The sequence below is a fragment of the Fusibacter sp. A1 genome (assembly GCF_004125825.1).
Classification (GTDB): Bacteria; Bacillota; Clostridia; order Peptostreptococcales; family Acidaminobacteraceae; genus QQWI01.
The window spans coordinates 160888-176786 of record NZ_QQWI01000004.1; the positions used below are offsets into that span (position 1 = coordinate 160888).

At 44.0% G+C, this 15899-nt stretch carries 12 protein-coding genes; 2 read left to right on the forward strand and 10 right to left on the reverse strand.

Annotation, left to right across the window (positions count from 1 at the left end):
- The 8 genes from DWB64_RS06570 to DWB64_RS06605 all read right to left on the reverse strand — a co-directional run bounded on the left by DWB64_RS06570 (position 1) and on the right by DWB64_RS06605 (position 8810).
- The gene (locus DWB64_RS06570) at positions 1–1854 is read right to left on the reverse strand and encodes an NAD(P)/FAD-dependent oxidoreductase (RefSeq protein ID WP_206736652.1); all 1854 of its coding nucleotides are present in this window, start codon (positions 1852–1854) and stop codon (positions 1–3) included.
- Positions 1855–1866: 12 nt separating this feature from the next.
- Positions 1867–2916: an FAD:protein FMN transferase gene (locus DWB64_RS06575; protein WP_129487416.1), complete on the reverse strand. Its 1050-nt coding sequence runs from the start codon at positions 2914–2916 to the stop codon at positions 1867–1869.
- A gap of 197 nt (positions 2917–3113) precedes the next feature.
- The gene (locus DWB64_RS06580) at positions 3114–4103 is read right to left on the reverse strand and encodes a polymer-forming cytoskeletal protein (RefSeq protein WP_129487417.1); all 990 of its coding nucleotides are present in this window, start codon (positions 4101–4103) and stop codon (positions 3114–3116) included.
- 211 nt (positions 4104–4314) lie between these two features.
- Positions 4315–4734, reverse strand: coding sequence for a hypothetical protein (locus DWB64_RS06585; RefSeq protein WP_129487418.1), 420 nt, complete (start codon positions 4732–4734; stop codon positions 4315–4317).
- A 12-nt stretch (positions 4735–4746) separates the two neighbouring features.
- Complete coding sequence (locus DWB64_RS06590; protein WP_129487419.1) at positions 4747–6330, reverse strand: hypothetical protein; 1584 nt, start codon at positions 6328–6330, stop codon at positions 4747–4749.
- A 171-nt stretch (positions 6331–6501) separates the two neighbouring features.
- On the reverse strand, positions 6502–6981 hold the full coding sequence (locus DWB64_RS06595) for a helix-turn-helix transcriptional regulator (protein ID WP_129487420.1): 480 nt from the start codon (positions 6979–6981) through the stop codon (positions 6502–6504).
- 46 nt (positions 6982–7027) lie between these two features.
- Positions 7028–7894 carry a serine hydrolase gene (locus tag DWB64_RS06600; protein WP_129487421.1) on the reverse strand — a complete coding sequence of 289 codons (867 nt, stop codon included), beginning with the start codon at positions 7892–7894 and terminating at the stop codon, positions 7028–7030.
- 37 nt (positions 7895–7931) lie between these two features.
- Positions 7932–8810 (reverse strand): radical SAM/SPASM domain-containing protein, encoded by an 879-nt coding sequence (locus DWB64_RS06605; RefSeq protein WP_164980277.1) that lies wholly within the window; start codon positions 8808–8810, stop codon positions 7932–7934.
- 218 nt (positions 8811–9028) lie between these two features.
- Between DWB64_RS06605 and DWB64_RS06610 the strand changes: the two genes are divergently transcribed.
- Positions 9029–10057, forward strand: coding sequence for a helix-turn-helix domain-containing protein (locus tag DWB64_RS06610; RefSeq protein WP_129487423.1), 1029 nt, complete (start codon positions 9029–9031; stop codon positions 10055–10057).
- Between the two features lie 219 nt (positions 10058–10276).
- On the opposite strand, the gene DWB64_RS06615 is transcribed toward DWB64_RS06610, so the two are convergent.
- Both DWB64_RS06615 and DWB64_RS06620 read right to left on the reverse strand, forming a co-directional pair.
- The gene (locus DWB64_RS06615) at positions 10277–11917 is read right to left on the reverse strand and encodes an ABC transporter ATP-binding protein (protein WP_164980278.1); all 1641 of its coding nucleotides are present in this window, start codon (positions 11915–11917) and stop codon (positions 10277–10279) included.
- A 295-nt stretch (positions 11918–12212) separates the two neighbouring features.
- The gene (locus DWB64_RS06620) at positions 12213–14162 is read right to left on the reverse strand and encodes a sensor histidine kinase (protein ID WP_129487425.1); all 1950 of its coding nucleotides are present in this window, start codon (positions 14160–14162) and stop codon (positions 12213–12215) included.
- A gap of 166 nt (positions 14163–14328) precedes the next feature.
- On the opposite strand from DWB64_RS06620, the gene DWB64_RS06625 reads away from it, so the two are divergent.
- Positions 14329–15894, forward strand: coding sequence for a hypothetical protein (locus DWB64_RS06625; protein ID WP_129487426.1), 1566 nt, complete (start codon positions 14329–14331; stop codon positions 15892–15894).
- Positions 15895–15899 lie beyond the last annotated feature (5 nt).

A 15899-nucleotide genomic window follows, 5' to 3' on the forward strand; every position in this document is an offset into this window, starting at 1 on the left:
TCAATCAGTATATAAATACCATTTTTTAACAAAGTTGAGCTTCTTCCAATGCTTCTTAAGAAACGGCAATACATAGTAATCCATACCGAATGTCGATCCGCTACCGCCGATCATTGCGACACCTGCAAAGATATACCAAAGCATTTCAGGAGGAGCCATTCCAGACGCCCAAATCATCATACCCATGATGATCGATGCTATCGCAGCAGGAGCCGAGAAAAGTCCGCCAAGTAGGCATAGACCCACAGCAAGCTCTGCAAAGACCATACCGGTCTGGAAGATAGTCGCCATAAAGGTAAACGCGCCGTCTGCCGTATAGAAGACAAGGTCCATCGACCAATCGACGATGTTCGAAATGAACTCAGGAACAGGAAGTGCCTGACCCCATTCGGCAGCGGCACCCGCAGCCTCAGTCGCTTCCTCAGACGCCGCAGCGACAGGAAGTTTTGAAACAAGAAGGAAAATATCATTCGGATCCTTCAGAACCCTATCGATCTTATGCCATCCTTCTAGGAACCACATCACCCCTAAAAACATTCTAAGAGGCACAAGCCAGAAGTTTGGAGAACGCTTGGCAAAATAGCCGCCAAAGAAACTTCTTCGGTCTTCCACATGGAAGAACTCATGCATCCAGTAGGTCCAAAGTTTATTGAATCCAGCGATCTGCAAGAAGTAGATGAAGTTGATCAAATGCTTGGTAAGCATCGCGAAAAATCCTGATAAGACAAACTGACGCTTGTTGTTGCCTACCTGAGCGACACCATATTTACCACCGATACAGACCATTGCTCCGTGGAACTCGGGTTTGTACGCATGAAGTTTTTTTCCACTAAGTGTGGCGACCACGTTTTTAGCGACAGTCGTAGCTGAATGCTCGGCATTTTCAACCATTTGCGGAACAGGTCTTTCTTCACCTTCAGGAATATAGAAGATGTTGTCCCCGACGACAAACACGTTGTCATAACCTTTTGCTCTTAAGTACATATCTGTCTGCACGCGGTTACGCGCCAGTTTTTCTATCTTTTCTCCGTCGATGGCGGCCATGATGTCAGAACCTTCGACACCTGCAGCCCAGATGACCGTATAGGTTTCAATCTTACCAGCTCCGCCGATCTCGATAAAGTCTTCTTGTACATTGTTTATCGGAGAGTTAAGAAGCACTTCCACCTTCATTTTTTGAAGGCGTTTCATGGTCTTCCTGATCAGTCTATCATCGAAGTTCGGAAGCACTTTAGGTAGCATGTCCGCTACAATCATTCTAACTTCTTCTTCTGGTATATTAAAGGTTTTGCACAGTTTATCCCGCCATTCGGCAAGCTCACCGATCATCTCGATACCTGTAAAGCCGCAACCGATGACAACAAAGGTCAACAAGTGTCTGCGTTTTTCAGGATCAAGCTCATAAGACGCCTTACCGAACACTTCTAGGATATGGTGTTTGATTTTAACCGCATCCTCATACGACCAAAGTGAGAACGAATGTTCTGCGGCACCAGTAGTACCATAGTAGGTCGGCTTTGAACCTGTACCTAAAACCAAATAATCATAATCGTAGCAAGTGACAATTCCTTCAAGCACCTTGTTGTCAAAGTCGATATTGTGAATATCATCAAGCACCACTTTAACCGCCCGACCTGCGAACACCTTGTCGTAATTGATTCTGATGGCATCTACAGGTACACGGCCTGCCGCAACCTCATGAAGCTCTGTCAGCATGGTATGATAGGGTTTTCTATCAATCAGTGTGATCTTGACCTCTTTATGCTTGTGATACTTTCTAGCGAGCTTCTTCGCGGTCAAAATTCCGCCGTAGCCCCCGCCGAGAACAACTATGTGCGTCTCTTTATTCATCATACTCTCCTCCCATTATTTTACCATAACATTAAACGTATTATCCTTTAATTCAAAAGTCTCTTGAAGCTCTTTTGATAAAAACACTGTTTTGTCTTTCATCACATACACAAGGCTTATATCGCCAAGCTCACGTGCGAGTTCAAATCCCTTGTCGACCCCAATCGAGAAGAATACGGTCGACAAGGCGTCCGCCTTGATTCCATCAGGTGTCACAACGCTTACAGACGCTATTTGTGTATCGACAGGATATCCTGTCTGCTTATCGAAGATATGATGATACCTTTTGCCGTTCTCTTCAAAATACCGCTCATAGTCTCCGCTGGATACCACCGACATGTCCCTAGTGCTAATAATACCCAAGTAACTATTTCTGCCATCAAAAGGATTTTGAACGCCTACTTTAAAGGGTAGGCCTCCCTCTTTTGATCCGATTACTTTGATGTTCCCGCCTAAGTTGATGATTGCGCTTTTCACACCACTGTCAACCAAGAGCTGTGCCACCTGATCGGCCGCGTAACCTTTTGCGATACCGCCAAGATCGATTGACATTCCCTCCATGATGCTGACATTCGTGCCGTCAAGCATAATCTTTTTATAGTCTATCCTTTTCATCACCTCTGTGATTTCCTCGGGCTCTGGTATCCTTGCTTCTGGCGTTCCTATCTTCCACAAGTCGACAAGCGGACCTATGCTGATGTCAAACCTACCTTCAGAAACCGCCCCGAAAGCAATTCCCTTTTCAATGACGAAAGCGGTCTTCTCAGAAACTGTCGTTTTCACCTGACCATTGTGGTTGACGTTCCAAATATCGCTACCTTCTATCGACGTGGACATCAGGTTTTCCACTTCGACCAAGCGCTCAAAACACGCCTTCATCAAGTCATTTGTTCCATGATCTCTAATCTGTATCGTCGCTATCGTGCCGAGTACAAATTGTGTCTCGCTAATTTCAGAATCTGCTGTTTCCTTATCTGTTGCAGGTTTGCTGCCTGAGTCTTTTAATGAACAGCCACTAATTACAACAATTAACAAACAAAGTAAAATAAACAACTTCTTATTCATCCTTGCCCCTTACGCTCTTCCACTGTATGATTTCTCTACCTTTCCACTATACCTTCTGATAAATTTATGTCACTCTTTAGTCGTGATTTGTTCGTTTTGTTCATTTTGTAATTGACTTTATTATTTAGCAAATCGCAAAAAAATTCATGATATAAAAAAAGCTCCCACATCAATGTGAGAGCTTTTTCTTGAATAAACTATTGTACTGACTTTTCGCCTTCAAGAACCGCTGATTCATCCATGATGAATGAATCCATGTACTCTTGCTTAGCGAAGAAGATATTGCCTTTTAAAGTTGTTGCTTTTGCAAGTTGGAAACCGTTAGCTTCAACGTAGACATCACCGATGAATGTTCCACCTTGAATCTTGAAGTTTTCAGATTTAACCGTCATTTTTGGTGCTTTAAGCGTGAATTGAGAAATGATGTTGCGTTCTTCATCTTGAGTGTAAAGCGCTAATTTTCTAGCAATTTTCTCTTTGCTGATGAACTCGCCGTCAACGATGATTTCTTGTGAAAGAACCATGTTGTTGTATGCAGCGACAATCCAAGTACCTTCTGCGCTTAATCCTTTTACTAGATCGTTAGCATCAATAACAAGTGAAGCTGTTGTAACAACGTCAACACCGTCAACTTGAATCATGCCAGTCACTACAGCAGAATCAGTCATCGTGAAAGTATCAAGGTTTTTTTGAGATGCGAAGTAAAGGTTACCATCGATAGTAGCGGATTTATCTAAAATAAATCCTTCTGCTTCTACGTAAACATCACCTTTGAAAGTTCCGCCAGTAAGTTTGAACATAGGGCTTTTTACGATCATTTTTGGAGCAGTTAACGTGAACTGAGCAGTGATATTGCGATTTTCGTCTTGCGTGTAAAGAGCAAGTTTTCTAGCAACCGCATCACCTTTCATCAACTCACCGTCGATTACAAGATCTTCACTTAATTCGATATCCTTAAGTGTAGCCGCAATCCAAGCACCTTCAGCAGAAAGGGCTTTAACAAGTGCCTCACCGTTGTCGACGATAGATGCGGTAGTTACAACGTCAACTTCTTCAGCTGGTGTTTCTGTAGCTGGTGTTTCTGTAGCTGGTGTTTCTGTAGCTGCTGGTTCTTCTGTTTTAGCACATCCAGTGAAAGCAAACGCCATCATCGCAATCGCCAAAATAATAATTAATGTCTTTTTCATTAATTTGTCCTCCTCATAATGGAATAATTTTTTTTAGCACCGAAGCGCCATTCAACATGAGTATAGCATAGATTATTCCATTCTAAGTTAACTAATTAACGATTTTAGCCCGTACTCGAATTTTGGTCTTATTGTTCATTATGTTAATTAAATCTAGTTCTTTTAGAAGCGTTGCCCTACGCGTTTTGATTTGCTTGATTTTCGATCCTATTTAAAAGAACATCGCTTCAACCAAAGCCTTCTGCGGATTCTTTTTACAGACAATCATGGTGACAGGATAGTTGATGGATTTCAGCGTTTTTGAGCAAGGAATAAGATCGTGGTCACTATAGATGACATCGTTAATACGATACCTGTAAACCACACGTCTAAACCCGCCAAGCCCCTCTAGCCCATCGATTTCCGCGCATACTCTCCTGCCATTTGATAGGTGATGATAGACGCTTGCCACTTTTATGATGATCACCATCATCGAAAAGATCAGCACCATCAGGATAATCGTCATGTCCTGATCCCCTTTGGAGAAAAAAAGTAGCACCACCTTTATCATCAGAGCAACCGCTATGAAAAAGGCAGGCGTCATGACAATACAGTTCTTGATGATTTTCAGTATTTTTGGTCTTGAACTCATTTGTCCTCCAAATTATTTTATAGAAGTGTTCTTAAAGTCGATAGCGTCGATTTTAACCGTTTCATCAGTCTTAAGAAAGGAGACGACCACTTGGTCCCCCTTTTCTGTAAGGGCGATTCTAGGATACTGGTCTGCTGAAACCATGTACAGCGTCTCGTTCGACTCGATCTTTAGCAGATAATAGCCGTCTTTATAAGCACCCACCCTGGATACCGTTCCCTTCACCTCTTCTAAAGAATCAAACTGATCGCTTAACGCATTCGTCGATGCCCCCTCTGAGATGAGGATACGGTTGTACTGGGTCTGTGCCTCCCTTAAGGTCTTGCCCCATGCGACCGCGCGGTAGTTCTTGACTGAAGATAGCGCATATCCCACCACATTGCCGCTGTTTCCTTTTAAAGTGGAAAGATAGGTCGCCTCTCCATTGATGTTGATCAGATACGGATACTTGGCCGTATAGCCTGCGTTCTGCACAAGTTCTTCCATAAGTCCCATCGCCTTTTGCTCTGTCGATCCCGACATCCTGTTGTACTGCGCCGAACAGGTCCTGGGATTGTAAATCATGAATCCCGTGGTCGCCTCGTCTCCGCCGTAAGACGTGATACCTGTGTAGAAATAAAGGTTCCCTTCCTTAAAGACATAGCCGATGCCGTTTGTATTCTGCAGCTTGCCCGCATCCGATGGATTCCACCATCCGTTCACATATGCGCCCCAGTCATCGAGCTGTTCAGAGAAAATGTCCATCGAAGAGACCCTGTCCACCCACTCCGGCTGTTCTCCCTTATCATAAAAAGCCGCGTCTTTTGTCACAGGATCCACAATGACAACCCCAAGCACATCACTGGTAGTAAGCCAGGTCTTGTGCGTATAGGCCGTGATCACCCACTGAGGATGTCCCTTGTCATCCTCTTCAAAAGAGAAGTCTGTGAGCCCCACGGTCTTGTATTTCGAATAGACCACTCGCTTTAAGTCGTCACCAAATGCAGCAGATGGAGCGACACTATACTCCAGATCGACAAACTCCGCATCACCTGTTGTGGCGTTCACCTTGATGTATCCAGGTATCGTTTTATTGGACAAATACTTGAAAAACCCGGAATGTTCAAGTGGAAACAGCCAGTTGGGCTTGCCGTCCACCACAGAAAGGGTACCGTATTCCTCTGAAATGTAATACATGGAACCCAGTGACGCGTCTTTTTCAGTAATCAGTTTTTCACCGAATCTGATCGCATCCGACTCATCCCAGATAATCAGGTTCTCCATATCGACATTGGGCACCGATTCATCAAAAACAAGTTCCTTCACATCAAGCATCTGCTGTTTTGTCGACGCATTGAAGATCGCCGATGACCCGATCGTTCCGATCACAAAATAACCGAGCGATGCCGCAAGGATCACTCCAAAGATCTTCGCGTGTGTCAGATTCACCGCTTTCACATCCTGACCGATGAACCCCGCAGTGATCGCCACCACAGAGAACACTCCTAGCAAGAAGATGACACCTAAAAAATTAAAGCTGATTACCGGTAAGACCAGTATCGCAATCAGTGCGGTTGCAAGCCCACCGGCCACCGCACCTATCAAAGTATGTTTCATTGTATTCCTCCCTCTCTATATCATGCGAATCCATGACCCGCCCTTCTACTTTAATTATGAGTCTTAATCCTTGATCCATCAAAAGCAAAAATGCTATATTTCACAGCACAATCGCTCATCTTTGATAAGCTGTGCTGTAAAATATAGCATTAAAAAATTTGTAGTCATGAGTCAATCGACAATATGGTGCATAAGGGAATGCTTTTCTATCTCGATTTCAATATCGCTCAAAAGCTTTTGCACATTTTTAATCTGAGGAATCATTTCCCTTAGCTTGATGATTTCAAACTCGTCCACCTTGCCGTCCGATAAGATTTCAAACAGTTCATCCTTGAACATGTCGAGCACCTTGTTGGCGTTGATCAGTCCATATCCCGATTCGAAGAGCGTTTTCGGTACGCTGTAGGGATGATCCTCCTGACCGATCAGGCAGCACTCCGAACAGTACTTTCTTCGTAGCGCGGGATTCATGTAGACCTTGCTCATGGCATACACGACCTCGGGTCCCGGCTCACTTTCACCTGTCTCATACCTGCCAAGCGTCGCCACACTCACATGCAAGCGGTCTGCGGCCTCTTCCCTGTTGAGGGGGACTTCATTTTCCTCATTATACTTTTCGCGGGCTTCGCGATAGATATTATCCTTTTTCATGATATAACCACCTTTAATTTACTTTTTACCATTATAACATAAAGGTTTATTGATTGTACTTCGCGTTGTTCACCACATCATGCTCGATAGGCCCCTCTTCTGTCACGTTTTTAGAAATCGCGACAGTGATCGGTACCTTTCCATGAGGAAAATGATACACAGCGATCGCACTCCCAGGGCCAATGCCGGTATGTCCCATACAATGAAGATTTCCTTCCTGCATATCCATCATCATTCCAAGTCCATAGGCAGGAACCTTCCACGGCCTGTCATCAGAATCAATGATCAGCAGGTGTGGAGTAAACATCAGATCTATACTTTCCATGGATAGGATCTCACCTGTCATCAGACGGTCAAAAAAAACGGCTGCGCTTTTCAAAGATCCTGTGATCATACCGTGATATACCCACCCAGGATCATAGTTCTTCACCACGTACGCGCAGTACTTCAAATCGTTCGAAGTGACCGCCACCTTCACATCCGTCAACTTCAACTTATCAAAGATCAGGCTCTTTAACGCGCCCTCAAGGTCCATCTTAGTCGTTTCGACAATCAGATTCCTGATGTAGCCGTACCCTATATTCGAGTACTTCCACTCCGTTCCAGGTTCAAATAGCAGCTCATCCGAGTTTGTCCTCAGCAGCATTTCTTCAAAGGTCCATGGCAACGCCTTGTTTTTAACGTCTAGCTGGTAGGATTCAAAGTCACCATAGTCCTTGAGCCCCGACCGGTGCTGTAACAGCTCCTTCAACGTCGCTCTTAATCCGTAGTAGTTGGTCTCCAAATCCAGTTTCCCTTGTTCGACCAGTACGAGAATCGCTGTTGCCAGCACTGTTTTGCCAAAACTCCACCACGGCACAGTAATATTCGCAGTCAGTGAATTCACTTCGTGGTTCTTAATTGAATACTCCATCGCTCTCCATGGACGCACATTATCTTGCACCCATCATCTAGTTGTTAAGATTGAATCGTTCCCTATAACCGCACCTCATGCAAAGCTCCTCCACCAGGTGATTGTTTTCAAATCCGGTGATCATCTCAAGGGCTCTTTTTGAACTTACAATTCCTTCAAAATCGGTCTCAAAGACATTGCCAAGCACCACGCTTCCTTCCGCGTCCAAGCAGCAGGGCACGACATCGCCGTTTGAGAGTATCCCCACCTGCTGTCTGAGACCGTAACACGTTCCCCTTGTAGCAATCACATCCACCGACAAGTCAGGCCATTTGAACTCATACCCCTTGCTCAGATACACCTTCGGCAAGAGTTTGATCCCTTTGCCCTTTGGCGCGGACAATGTCACCTTCTCATCGAGCCCAAGCCGCTCCTCGATCATCATAAGCGTCTTCTGCTTCACTTCATCGACTAGGAGCTTTTCATCCTCGAAGTTCCATAACCTGAGTTCAAAAATAATCCCCGACTCCACAATCCCTCTGGCAACAAAATCGAGCACTTTTCTCACATACATCTCATAGGCTCTTTCGTTCTCCATCACTTCAAAACTCTGTAGCGAGACGCTGACCTGCCTGACGGCCTTGTTCTTCAAGATACTCTGCGCGCGCACATCCAGCAGCGTTCCATTTGTCGTTAAGTTCACCTTCTTGCCGTAGGCGGCGCAAAGCTCTAAGACTTGGTCGAACTCGGGGTGCATCAGCGGTTCGCCTTTTATATGCAGGTAGATGAAGTCTCCGTGCCCGTCGATTTTCTTTAGCACCGCCTCAAACTCAGCCAGGCTCATCCTCTTGCTCTCCCTTTTAGAGGGAGGGCAGAAGCTACACTTTAGGTTGCAGCTGTTGGTAATTTCTATATAGATCCGTTTAAAGGTTTTCATCTCATCTTCCTTACGTTTGACTTCATGCATGCTATCACTATATCAGATAATCGAAACCTATACTCCTCCTTCTAAAAATAAAATGTCATATCAGACTCAACCCGCGGTTGAATCGACTCAAATAGTAAGTTATTGTAAGATATAAAGCCAAAACCTATACTTGAGTCAACCGGTTAAGCAAATGAAACACACCCACTCAAACAATTAGGAGACATGACATGGAAATAGGTAAAAAAATTAGAAAACTCAGAACAAGCGCAGGCATCACACAAGAAAAGCTCGCAGAACACCTCAACGTCAGCTTTCAAGCCGTATCAAAATGGGAGCAAGGCGCAACATCGCCAGACATCTCCCTGCTGCCTTTACTTTCGACCTACTTTGGAATCACCATAGACGACCTGTTCACACTAAGCGATGACGCCCATCTGGAACGCATTGAAAGAATGCTCGAAAACGAAAGGCACCTGACACTGCAGGATGAAACCTACGCAAGCGCTCAGTTGAATGAGCTCTTAAACAACCCTGAAAAGAACGCAAAAGCCTACTACCTATTAGGCGTACTGCACACACACCTTGCAAAAAGCGACTACGAAATGGCTACAGGCTACATCAAAAAGGCGCTCGAAATCGACCCGGTGCACAAGCACAGCCACAGTGCGCTGATCGAATCCATGCGAGGAAAAATCTGCGACTGGAACTACTCGAACCACACAAAACTGATCGACTACTACAAGGAGTTCACGCAAAACAATCCCACCGTCCAAAGGGGCCACATGTATCTGCTCGACCACCTCATAGAAGACGGCAGACTCGAAGAAGCCAAAGAGACGCTCAAAAAACTCAAGCAGGTAGAAGACGACTTCAGGGTCCTATGGTACGAAGGCAGGATAGCGAAGGCTGCCGGTGACCATCAAAAGGCATTCGAATACTTCGACAAGATGGTCGAAACAGATCCCGACAACTGGATGGTTTGGGCGACAAGAGCAGATGAACACGCACGCGTGACCAACTACGACCAAGCCGTCAAGGACAACCTGAAAGTCCTCGAGGTCCAGCCAAAACCAAGATACATCGACGCCCATGAGTGCATGTCGCACATCTACGAAATAAAAGGCGACTACCACCAGGCGATCAGGGCATGGGAAGACGCCATAAATGTACTGAAAACCGAATGGAACATCACCTTCGGCGAAGGCATAGACGGCCCCAAACGAGAAATAGAACGCTTAAAAGCCCTCATCAACTAACTTTCTCAAATCGTATCAGCTTCCCACAGAGACACAGTTAATCCCATAAAAGGCTATAATTGTGTCTCTGATCGTATCAGCTTCCAGATGACACACTCTTTAAAGCATTTTCAGCTAAGTCTCGCCGAGTCTACATCTCGAAGAAAATACCCGATCGCATCGTCGCGGTCGGGCATTTTCAAATCCTTATCCTATATCAGCAATTCAAGATTCTCCTTATTATGCCGACAAGCCTCCAAGCTTTTTACTTTTGCTTAGATATTCATCCGATCCAAAATAATCATTTGTTTTTAGTGTGAATTCAACCTTACCGGATTTCATCATAATGATCTCATCATAGTCGCTCAAGTTATCATAGGTTAAATCGTGCGTGACAGTGATGACGGTCTTATTCTGACACCTTAACCATGCTCTCATTTTTGATGCATGATGTATGTCAAGCGATGCAAAAGGCTCATCCAGCAGTAGAACCCTAGCGTCAATAAGCATCGCTCTGACTAGTGCGATTAACTGCCTTTCACCTCCGCTTGCTCCACTGACATTCTCCTGACTGACAAGTCGCTTCAGCTTGTCCATGCAAAGTGTATCCAAAATTCCCACTAAATCGTCTTTATCGTATGTGTCAAACAGGGTCACATTATCAAAGAAACCGCAACTGAACACATGTTCAAATTGATCTACTTTCAGAAGTGGAACGTTAGGCCTTTGCCACCTCAAACTTTCTTGATCTATTCTAATCTGTCCGCTTGAAGGTTGCAGATGTCCCGCAATCAGATTCAGCAATGTCGATTTACCTGATCCGCTTTCACCGATAATCGCATACTTCTTGTTTTTTTCAAATACAAGATTCAACTCAGATAAACGGAAGTCCTCGACATGGTACTCAACCGCTTCAAGTTCAATGCAGCTTTCAAAAGCATCTTCTTTTTTGTGTGTGTCATCTTGTTCCAAGTAGTAGAGCAACCTATCCGCTCCCGCCTTCGACGCTTTTAAATTATTGTAACCTTCAAGAAGATAACGAATGTAAAACACATAATTCTCCATAAAATACAGCGTTGCCGTCGCAGATCCCAGTGTGATTTGCTTTTTATAAAGCAACAAAGCGATCATGGCAAAGGCTGTACAGTTCAGCAGATACATAAATCCGGCATTGACCATCAAAGAGAATGACTTGAATATCGAAAATTTCATAAGACTCTTTTCACAGCAGTCAGCCTCTTCATAATGAACCTTATCAAATTTATCTTTCGGAGAGACAGAAATCAGTTTGAACCCGGAAAGCAAATCCTTTAGCACGTTGCTATAGCTCGCTTGACTCTTTAGATGATTCTTTTTATACCGAGACAATTTCGGATTAGTGATGGATGGCAGAAATGCTGCAAGAGATGAAAATAAGGCGATTACAATCGCTATCCTAAAGTCAAGTTTTACTAAGAATGTGGTAAAGACAATCAGTTGAATCAGATACTTCACCACCTCGGCATGCTGCTCAATGTAGTTTTTAGCAGACTCCAGATCATTAGAAAAGACAGAAAGATAGGTACCGATCTCCTCACCGCTAAATCGCTCATATGACCAGCTGAATATTGCCTTGAAAAGATCTTTTTTCAATGAAAGCGTAAGTTTTTTTCTGAACTTCCATGACATTCTCTGACTGGCATATTCAAATAGTAAATTTAAACTACTTGAGACCAGATAAAAGACAACGATCAGAACAACGCGACTGATACCACGTTCAAAGTCATAGTCAATTAATACCTTCGATAAAAATGCCATCGAACCAAGGGCAATACTCGAAAGACCACCCAAAATAACCATAAGCGACAACAGCCACAACGATTCCATTTTATACTTTTTCATTTTCACTCCTCCATCTTCCTTTGCTAATTCAAGTATGGTGAAGCTGGGCATGTCCTTCAATAACCCAAACAGAGAGTTGATTCAATCAATAGTTGAATCATTCCATTGACATCTGACCTTTCGATATGATCAATTATCCTTTAGCTTTCAAAGACGGCATGATTTAAGACAGATGCACCCCTCTTTAAGCTATACTGTCCATCATTCAACCATTTTAGTACACCAAAAATGACATAGCTAACCTTGTTTCAACTAAAAAATCCGCTTTCTGTCAAGAAAAGCGGATTTTCAAATGCTATAGGTCATCCTCTAGTTTTAAATGCATTGGTAGCACGATGGTAAAGAGAATACCTTCATTAGGTTCGCTTTCACAAGAGATGGTGCCACTAAGGGTTTGTGTTACAAGGTTATGAGCGATATACATGCCAAGTCCGCTGTTACCCTTGTTTCTATTCGTCGTGAAGAAGGGCTCGAAAATGTGTTCGAGTACATGTTCTTCAAGTCCTTTTCCATTATCCTGATACGTAATCCGAACAAGTTCGCCATCTTGCATCGCACGGATACGGATCAACCCCTCATCGCCCGCATCAAATCCGTGAAGCATCGAATTCATGATCAGATTTGTAAATACTCGAATGACCGCACCTGTATAACTGGTCATCACTATCGCATCGCTGCATGTGTTGTCAATTACGATATGCTTATCTCTGTGAGTGGATTTCAGACTTGAAATCACGCTGCTGATCTCGCTACATAGATACAAGGTTGCCAGCTTCTCATCATTTTGATTGATGGCGATCGATTTGAACTGCTGAACCAGTTCGGAAGTATGGTCGAGGTTCACCGATACAACCCTTGACGCTTCTTTGAGACTCTCAATTGACTGGGTCAAGTCTCCTTTTGTCAACTTACCTTCCTTAAATGTAGCTTCAAGCTCATCTATCAACTCCGAAAGATACGACGAGGCTGTCACACCCACTCCAAGGGGAGTGTTGATTTCATGTGAGACACCCGCAACGAGCGACCCCAGAGAAGACATCTTTTCCTTTTCAAGTATATAGTGGTATTGCTGCTGAATTTCTTCATACTGCGAAGTTACCAGTTCTTCAAGTTGAACATTCTTTTGCTTGAACACTTCTGTGATTGTCACAAACGATCTCGCAAGGTCTCCCATTTCGTCCGTTCTGCTCGCATATTCATAGGGTGGTGTTTCTTCAAGATTACCACCAGCGATCTCCAATCCGTAGGCAGTCAGTGCCGATATGGGTTTCATCTTTCTCTGAATGATTCTGACGATCAACAACACTAGAACCGCGGTTAAAAAAATCATGATTGACATTAGATAGGTGACAAATAGATATAAGTTCTGTAATACCTCATTCTTTTCTATGATGGTTATTATCGACCAGTTAGTCAGTCCTACTGAATGATAAGAAATAAAATAGGATCTGCCGCTTATGTTGACCGTTCGAATCTCCTTTTCTGATTTGCTCTCTGAAGACAAAAACGGTGACAGCTCTGGATAATCGTCCATCATTCTACCTGCTAGAATCTTACTTGCATCCTTGTGATAAAGATAAGCCCCTTCTCGATCGAGAAGAAATACATTTCCATTCGATCCTACATCGATTTTGTTCATGATGTCCGGTAAGACTTCCAACATAAAGTCTACACCGGCAAAACCGTAGATTCGATCATCCTCGTCATGGAGCGCTTGTATTGCAGTAATCACCATCTTGTCTGTTCCCCAGTCTCGATAGGGCTCAGTATAACTAATGCCCTTGTGATCGATCGCATGCCTGTACCACGGACGTTCGGTTATTATGTAATCTTCGCCGGAAATAATGTTCGCGCTATCAATATAAAAACTGGCGCTTTCGTTGGCAACCCATGAAGACGAAACATTTGTATCACTAAACTGTATGATTTTTAGCGTATCCAACACTTCATTGTATAACGGATGTGTTGTGATATCATCATGGGCTTTAACTTCCTTCAAATAGAGTTGTATGTCTTTATCAAGGCCCAATTGATTGACTTTAGTCGAAGCGTTCTTAAAGAAAGATTCCACCATGTAAATGGCAAACTCATTTTCTGCAGCGATCCTATTCGAAAGTTCATTCTCAATTGCAGCATTCATGTAAAACATAACCGAAACACCCATAACCAGTATCATGAATGTGATAGTTACAACGATATTTAGTGATAACTGATAGGATAACTTCGTTTTGAGTTTGCTGAGCATAGGTGCCTCCAATAATCGTCTACCAGTCTGATACCCAAGTATTGGATATGTACATCAAGAAAATTGATCCTTTGTTGCGTTATTTTTTTCAGACTTATTCTCGTGTAGTATACTTATATTATAAGTACTGCCGTGATTTCTATAAAAGTACTTGAGGAGGTCAAGGATGAAACACCTATCATGGAAACTAGCGTTTGCTGTGCCGCTGTTAATCACCACAGCAATTTTCACCTGGGTGCTTTACAGCATGTTGACTGCATTGCCGGCTGATGATTGGAGCAAGGGAAAACTACTCGTTGAAGAACTTAGCAACTTCAAGACGTACCACTACACAGGCGTTCAAACCAGTGCTGATACCTTTCGTATCACCTACAGCGTTCAAGACGACCTTATCGTAAAAGAGTTCGGCACTGACGCAGGCGGGCTGACACAAAGCACCCATAAAGGGTTTGCCAAAGATATCAACGCCCTCTATGTCACAAAAATAGACAAGGACCTCTACTACTACGCTGTCAAAAATACTGGTTTGTACGTTTATCGCTATGACCCTACCTCCGAACTATTTGAAGCTATCGCCCATCACAATGGACCATTCAACTACAAGCATACAGATGGTGTCACGCTAAGTACCTACTCCAAGGACGATGCCTATGTCTTTTATGAAGGCAGGATCATCTATCACCAGTCGACTCCTGGCTTTAACGATATGCTCTCCACCGTGATTGACAATACGCTTTATATCGCCTATACGACAGATCAGGCCTCAGAACTCATGGTGATGCCCTTGTCCGGTAATTCTGATGCCGTTCATACGCTTGCAGAGGGGCTGGCTTTACAGGATGTCGGTCATTTTTCACAACTAAAAAAGAAGGATAATACCATAGTCATTTCATATAACCTTGCAGATGATCGAAACGGCATCAGTTACCTTGGCGTATTGCTAAAGCAGTTGGACTCTGCAGACATGGCGTCCAACCATTACAGCAGGCAGACCTACAGCAACGAGCCCGTGCTTATCGAAGAGATAGGAAGCGGTTATGTTGTTCTGACCTTCTCAACCCGTACTGAGTTCGGCTGGAACACTGTCGAGGCGACCCTCACAGAAAGCGGTCTTACAACCATGCGCCATCTGTCCAATGACAAGCGCCTGAACAAATCGGTGCTTCGGTTTAAAATGGAAGACTACGACTATATGCTGTGGCTTGACTACAATACCGTGGCAACCAACATCATGGTGTCCAGCAATCATCCGAAGATCATCAAGGATTCTATTGAAGATACCGACGTCTCCTTAAAGCGCATGGTCTCGTCTGTGCTCATCGTCTTTATCGGTTCGCTGCTCTACGGCAGTTTTTTAGCGGGATCCGGACTGCTTTGCGCCTTTGCGGTGCTGTTTGGTCTAAGCGCACTTAAGCGGTCCCCGGCGCTGATCAGGCTTGCGACTATGCTTGCCCATCTCTCAGCCGTTGCTTACGCACTGATAACAAAGGCTAACCCCGACCATTCTTTAGCAGAAGTATTTCCTGAACTGTTCAGCAGCAACGCCGTGCTCTTTGGCGTCATCACCATCCTTGCACTTGTCGCCTACTTGGTTTCACAGCTGATCGTCAAGCAGCGGGCAATCAAAGACAACATAGGCAAATACATGGCCTTCGGACTAACCTTTGCCGTGTACATCAACTTCGGCATCGCCGTGTACATCACCTTGTTTAATGTGATCGGAAAGATATGAGCAAG